7 protein-coding genes are annotated in these 6,340 nt (G+C 71.9%); 5 read left to right on the top strand and 2 right to left on the bottom strand.

Annotated features, from left to right (window positions below; all coding sequences use genetic code 11):
* The coding region (locus KS423_RS35470) for an FAD-dependent monooxygenase (protein WP_224283863.1) at window positions 1-1,359 on the bottom strand (1,359 nt) is incomplete at its 3' end.
* A gap of 57 nt (window positions 1,360-1,416) precedes the next feature.
* Here KS423_RS35470 and KS423_RS35465 point away from each other — a divergent pair.
* From KS423_RS35465 to KS423_RS35455, 3 genes are all read left to right on the top strand, one after another.
* Window positions 1,417-2,058: a TetR/AcrR family transcriptional regulator C-terminal domain-containing protein gene (locus tag KS423_RS35465; RefSeq protein ID WP_224283862.1), complete on the top strand. Its 642-nt coding sequence runs from the start codon at window positions 1,417-1,419 to the stop codon at window positions 2,056-2,058.
* 164 nt (window positions 2,059-2,222) lie between these two features.
* A complete protein-coding gene (locus tag KS423_RS35460) occupies window positions 2,223-2,801 on the top strand; it encodes a hypothetical protein (RefSeq protein ID WP_224283861.1) in 579 nt (192 codons plus the stop codon).
* Window positions 2,802-2,919: 118 nt separating this feature from the next.
* Window positions 2,920-3,747 (top strand): DUF1963 domain-containing protein, encoded by an 828-nt coding sequence (locus KS423_RS35455; RefSeq protein ID WP_224283860.1) that lies wholly within the window; start codon window positions 2,920-2,922, stop codon window positions 3,745-3,747.
* 564 nt (window positions 3,748-4,311) lie between these two features.
* On the opposite strand, the gene KS423_RS35450 is transcribed toward KS423_RS35455, so the two are convergent.
* Window positions 4,312-5,061, bottom strand: coding sequence for an SDR family NAD(P)-dependent oxidoreductase (locus tag KS423_RS35450; protein ID WP_224283859.1), 750 nt, complete (start codon window positions 5,059-5,061; stop codon window positions 4,312-4,314).
* 93 nt (window positions 5,062-5,154) lie between these two features.
* Between KS423_RS35450 and KS423_RS35445 the strand changes: the two genes are divergently transcribed.
* Together KS423_RS35445 and KS423_RS35440 are read left to right on the top strand one after the other, a co-directional pair.
* The gene (locus KS423_RS35445; protein WP_224283858.1) at window positions 5,155-5,562 is read left to right on the top strand and encodes a helix-turn-helix domain-containing protein; all 408 of its coding nucleotides are present in this window, start codon (window positions 5,155-5,157) and stop codon (window positions 5,560-5,562) included.
* 359 nt (window positions 5,563-5,921) lie between these two features.
* On the top strand, window positions 5,922-6,340 hold a 419-nt coding region (locus tag KS423_RS35440), incomplete at its 3' end, for a hypothetical protein (protein ID WP_224283857.1).

The raw sequence follows: 6,340 nt of genomic DNA, 5'->3' as shown, positions 1-6,340 counted from the left end.
GGCGGTCAGGTCCAGCAGGACGTAGCGGCCGCGGCGCAGCAGGGGCAGCAGCGTGCCGCCGCCGTGGACGGCGAGGTCGGGGGCGCGGGTCCCGGTGAGCGGGTGGGCGCCGGACGGTTCGGCGGGCGGGTAGTCGACGGCGAGTCCGGCGGCGCGCAGGGCCAGGGCGTCGGAGAACTCCGGCACCCCGCCGATGAGTTCGCCCAGCAGTTCCCGCATGGCGAGGTTCTCCGGGGCGTAGCTGGTCATCAGGCCGCTCTGCGCGCTGGTGCTGCGCAGCAGTTCGGCGCCGACCGGGTGGCGTTCGGTGTGGTAGCTGTCGAGCAGGCCGTCGGGGGCGGTGCCGGCGAGGGTCTGGGCGAGCTTCCAGCCGAGGTTGCCGGCGTCCTGCAGGCCGACGTTGAGGCCGGGGCCGCCGGCGGGGAAGTGGGTGTGCGCGGCGTCGCCGGCGAGCAGGACGCGGCCGTGGCGGTAGTGCTCGGCCTGGCGGGTGGCGTTGCCGAAGACGGAGATCCAGCGCGGGTCGCGCATGCCGAGGTCGGTGCCGGCGATCCGGCGCACCCGGGTGCGGAGTTCCTCGATGGTGGGGGCCTCGGGCGGTTCCTGGACGCTGTGCGCGTCGTTGCCGACCACCCGGTGGAGGCCGTCGGGCAGGGGGAAGACCATGACGGTGCCGTGCTCGTTGGAGCTGGAGTGCGCGGCGGGCGGTGCGTCGAGCGTGACGTCGGCCATCCAGGCCCATCGGGTGGCGGCCCTGCCGGGGAAGCCGATGCCTGCGGCGGCGCGTACGGTGCTGCGGCTACCGTCGCAGCCGACCAGGTAGGCCGCGCGTAGTTGCCGCTGCCCGGCGGGGGTGTCGACCGAGACGGTCACCGCGCCGTCGTGCTGGGTCAGACCGGTCACCCGGTGCTCGCGCAGCAGGCGGACGCCGACGGCCTCGGCGTGGGCGGCGATGAGTTCCTCGGTGCGGACCTGCGGCAGGACGAGGGTGAACGGGTAGGGCGTGTCCAGCCGGGAGAAGTCCATCCGGGTGGTGAGCGCGGCGAAGTGTCCGCTGGGCACCCGCAATCCTTCGGCGAGGAAGGGCTCCACCAGCCCCCGGGCGGCGAGCAGTTCGAGGGTGCGCGGGTGGAGGGTGAGGGCGCGGGAGTGCGGGTCGGGCTCGGCCCGGGTCTCCAGCACGGTCACGTCGACGCCGTGGAGCCGCAGCTCGCAGGCGAGCCAGAGCCCGACCGGTCCGCCTCCGGCGATGACGACCCCGTACGCGGTGTCCGGTGCGGTGGCGTGTGCGGCAGTGGCGTGTGCGGCAGTGGCGTGTGTGGTGGTGGTGCGTGCGGTGGTGTGCGTTCCTTCGGGCATGACGAAGCCCCCTTCTTGGTCAATGACCAATAGCGATGCCTCCAGTAGACTAGGTCAGTGACCAAGAAGCAAACCCCCGCCGCCCCGCGGACCCGGCTCGACCCGGCCGCCGTCGTACGCGCAGCGCTCGAACTGCTCGACGAGAAAGGCGCCGACGCCGTCTCCCTGCGCGGCACGGCCGAACGCCTCGGCGTACGGATGAACACCGTGCTGTGGCACGCCAAGACCAAGGCCCGGCTGCTGGAGCTGATGGCCGAGGCGATCGTCGCCGAGGTCCCGCTCACCGACCTGCCCGCGGCCCCGGACGAGCGCGTGCGCGAACTGGCCCGCCGATACCGCCGCAGCCTGCTCGCCCACCGCGACGGCGCGGCCGTCGTCGCGGGCACCTACGCCGCCGAGCCCGCGACCCTCGCCTTCGCCGAGCACGTCGTGGCGGCCCTGCTCGGCGCCGGACTCGACGAACGCCACTCCGCCTGGACGTTCTGGAGCATCCAGTACCTGACGCTCGGCCTGACGCAGGAGCAGCAGGCCCTCACCGCCTCCGGCGAGGAACACACCCTCGGCCCCGCTCTCGCCGCCGGCAGCTACCCCGCACTCGACCGGGTGGTGCCACACCTGGAGGACACGGCGTTCGACGAACGCTTCGAGTTCGGCCTCGACCAGCTGCTGCGCCCCCTCGGGCCGACCGGCGAGGCATGACGGGGAGGCGGAACAGATCGGGAGGCGGAGTGGACGGGGAGGCGGCAGGCGCGAGACGCCGGGAAGCCGCCCGTCGATCTGCCGCGCAGGACGGCGGCAGGCGGAGAGGACGGCGAAGCAGGCCAGGGATTCTCACCTGCGCGGTACGGGAGGTCCCCCCGGCTGTGATCGGGCAGATCCGCCCACAGGGCGTACTGGTACTGCCCTTCGCGCCGCTCTTCGGGGGCGGAGCGGTCGCCCGCCTGACCGTTTCCGGCGCCACCGCCACGGGCCCGTTCACCGGCTCCTCGGCGTTCATGCGCATGCGGCAGCAGCGCTACCAGGCCCCGCCCGTCGACGACTACCTGCCCGGCGACTGGCCCGGCGACGCCTCACAGGAGTACACGACTCTCAGCCCGTTCAAGGTCGTTGACGACTGGCTGGCGTCCTTCGTCGTGGGCCTGGCCGTACCCGACGTGTACTACCGGCGCAGCGACGGCGACGACATGACCAGCCTGTGGCTGTTCGACACGGGCGTCACGTCCTGGGCGACGGTGGACTTCGTGGACGGCGCGAGCCGGTACGAGGTTCGCCAGTCGGGTCCTCGTCGGATGTGGTCGGAGGTCGAGGAGATCCACCGGTGGTGGGAGAAGGAAGGCCGTCCGGGATTCGGGCGGTTCGGCCTGACCGTCGACGGGGGTGAGCACCGGGCATGGCTGGACGAGCCGGCCAACCTGCTGCCGCCCGTGCGGGGGCGAGGCTGACCTCCACCATGCCGTCCCGTATGCCCGCCGCGACGACATGGACGGCCAGGAACAGGCCGAGGGCACCGGCACCTGACGGCCTTCCGTTCGTGTCGGAGCCGGGTGGCAGGATCGGCGCATGTCTGACACCTACGCATGGACGCCGTACGACCCCGAGAAGCACGCCGACCTGCCAGGCCCGCCTGGTCTGCCGGTGCCGTACGGGCTCTACGCGGCCCTGCGCGAGCAGGTGGGCGGGGATCGCACCGCACGCGTCGCCGAACTGCTTCGGCCCTCGCTGGAGCTGCGCCCGGACGTCCCCGAGGACGCGCCCGGCTGGACGCCGGTCGGCCGGACGGGCGGACCCGCCGCACTGCCCGAGGACGTCGACTGGCCCGAGGGCGACCGCTACCCGATGGAACTGCTCGCCCAACTCGACTGCGCTCGGCTGGCGGCGGCCTTCCGGGCTGGGAGGAGCGGCAGGCCCTGGCCGCTGCCGGCCGACGGGCTGCTGCTGTTCTTCCACGACCTGTTCCCCGCCGATCCCGACGGGGAGAGCTGCGTCGTGCTGCACGTCCCGTCCGGCACACCGGAGCGTCCCGCTCCACCGGACCCGGACGGCCTGGAGCCACTGCCCGCCCGGCCGGTCCGGGCACGCTGGGCCCTGTCGGCGCCCTCGTACCTGGATGAGGAGCTCAGGGAGGTCTTCGCAGACGACTACCTGGACGCCATGGGCGTCTCGGACGCCTGCCGCGAGCACCTGGGCAGCGCCGACATCCGGCTCCTCGGATGGTGCGACAGCCACAACACCACCCGGCCCGACGGGCACCGGCCACTGCTGCAGGTCGAGGGCTCGGCGGCGGACGCGAGCTGGGGCGAACTCGTCAACGTCTCGGTCTGGATCACCGAGGAGGACCTGGCCGCTGGCCGCTTCGACCGGGTGCGCCACGGGGCGGAGGTCGCCTGAACCGCGCCCGAGCGCGAACGGCAGGGCGAGCCGGGCTGGGCCCGGCAGCAAGGGCACGGGTGGTGCTCGACGTCGTCGGATCTGGCACCCGAACTGGTCCTGCTGTTCAAGGCCAAGCACGTCCGCCGAAAGGATCAGACGGCCTTCGACACGGCCACGGTGCCCCCTGATCCTCGGTTCGGAGATCCCAGGGCGCGTTTCGAAAGTGCTGGTCACAGCCATTCGTTGATGGCTGTGACCAGCACCGTTGCTTCGTAGCGGACAGCGAGTTTGCAGTCTCGTGGCTACCGCGCGGTGGCGCTTGAGACGGTGGATCACCATCACGGTGCCGCCGAGGCCGATGCGGCGCCTGGCACTCACCCTTCGAGAACGGATCCGTCGCGACGGGCGACACCATCACGCCCGTCCTGGACCGGGTACCGCGAGGGCAATAGGGCCACCCGTCAGCTGCGCGAGCCACGCCGAGGCGGCCGCACGCACCTCCTGCGGGCGTTCACCGATCAGGCCGCGGGACGTGCCGACTGCAGGCATGCGGCGGAGCCGCTTGGCCGAACGGACGGGGCGTCAGCGCATGCCACCGGAAGCAAGGATGACATCCCCGGTGATCCAGCGCGCGTCGTCGGAAGCCAGGAAGGCCACCAGCGGGCCGTAGTCGTCCGGGGTGCCCGTACGGCCCAGCGGGGTACCGGCGATCGCCTGTGCTTCCTGAGCCGAGCCGGGGAATCCCATGGCCCTGGTGCCCTCGGTGTCCGACGGTCCGGGCATGATCGCGTTGACCCGGATACCGCGCGGGCCCAGCTCCTTGGCCGCCACGATGGTGAACGCGTTGACGGCGCTCTTGGACGCGACATAGAGCGAGGCGTACGGCGGGTGGGTAAGCGTGCCGGCCGTCGAGACGTTGATGATCGACGCGGCGCCGATGTCGTCCTGCGCGGCCAGGGCCTGCGTAGTGAGGATCGTACCCAGCAGGTTCGTGGTCATCTCGCGCTGGAACTCCTCTTCGGTGATGCCCGACAGCGGCGCGAAGGCGGCGACGGCCGCGTTGTTCACGAGCACGTCGACCGGTCCGTACTCCTCGCGCGCGCGATCGAACAGATGGCGCACGTCGTTGCCGCGGGCCACGTCCGCCCGGACCGCGATCGCCCGGCCGCCCTTGGCGGCGATGCCCGCGACGACCCGTTCGGCGCCCTTCGCATCCTCCCGGTAGTTCACCACGACGGCCGCGCCGGTCCCGGCCAGCGCCTGGGCGATCCCCGCACCGAGGCCCTTCGATGCGCCCGTGACGATCGCCGTACGTGCGTTGCTGCTGATCACAGTGACTCCTCGAACGTTGGTGCTTGTGGAAGTCACCGTAGGAAAGGCAATTACTATTGGGAAGTACCTACTTTTTTGTAAGCTCATGACGTGATGGAAACTCAGCAAGTCGCGACGGCCGCCCGACTCCTGGCCCACGACACCTTCGACAACAAGTGCGCGCTCAGGCCGATCATGGACCGGACGACAAGCCGCTGGGCGACGCTGATCATCTCGGCCCTCATCGCCGGCCCGCACCGCTTCGCGCAGCTGCACCAACGAGTCGGTGGCATCAGCCAGAAGATGCTGTCGCAAAACCTCAAGGCACTGGCCCGGGCCGGGCTCGTCGACCGCCATGTCGCGCCCACCACCCCGCCCCAGGTCACCTACAACCTGACGGCACTCGGTGTCAGCCTGGCCGGGCCGCTGACCGAACTCATCCAGTGGTTCGGCCGACACGGAGACGAGCTCCTCGCCGCCCAGGAGCACTACGACAGCCAGCAGGCGTCACCGCGCGCGTAGCGGGCCGCTCCCATGGGTCGGTTCGGGAGAGTCTTGCGGCAGTACCAGCCGCCCGAGCCGGAGAGCGGAGGTCCCGTCCACCGGCTCCAGGGCGCGGGCGAGGATGGCGGCGCGGGCCGGCAGTTCCCCACCCAGGGGCCCGGCGACCGGCCGCACCTGCCCCACGTGACCCGGTTGCACCCGACGGCCTGCGGCCTGCGGCCCGGGCACGAAATCGGGCTCGCACCCGGGCCGCAGGCCGAGTAGATCAGCGATCGGGCTGCAGGGCCGTCCTGGCATCTGGTACTGATATGTGAAGGCCAATGCTCAATCAGTTCACTTATCTGCACGTCGAGTTCACGAGGCAGGAGCTGCACATCATGAGCATGCTTACGTCCCGCACAGCCGCCCTGGCCACCGCCGTGGCCATGGCCGCCGCCCTGGCCGCGGGGGTGGCGCCGTCGGCGGTTGCCGACACCGCCACGGGCCCCACACCCGTACTGCTACCGACCCCGGACAGCACTTACCAGAGCGAGCCGACCGGGGTGAACGCCGACGGCGTCGTCGTCGGGGACGTGACCCTGGGCGACCCGTCCACCGGGCAGCCCCTCACCCACCACGCCGTCCGATGGGACGCGGACCTCACGGACACCCTGCTCGACCCGCTGCCCGGTGACAGCGAGGACCGGGCGATCGGCGTCGACGGCGCCGGCACGGCCGTGGGCACGTCGTGGGCGCCGGGCAGCGGCGCCCCGGTGCACGCGGTGCGCTGGGCGCCCGACGGCACCGCCACCGCCCT

The organism is Streptomyces sp. LS1784, from assembly GCF_020103755.1.
Classification (GTDB): Bacteria; Actinomycetota; Actinomycetes; order Streptomycetales; family Streptomycetaceae; genus Kitasatospora.
This window is presented reverse-complemented; position numbering and strand designations above follow the sequence as displayed.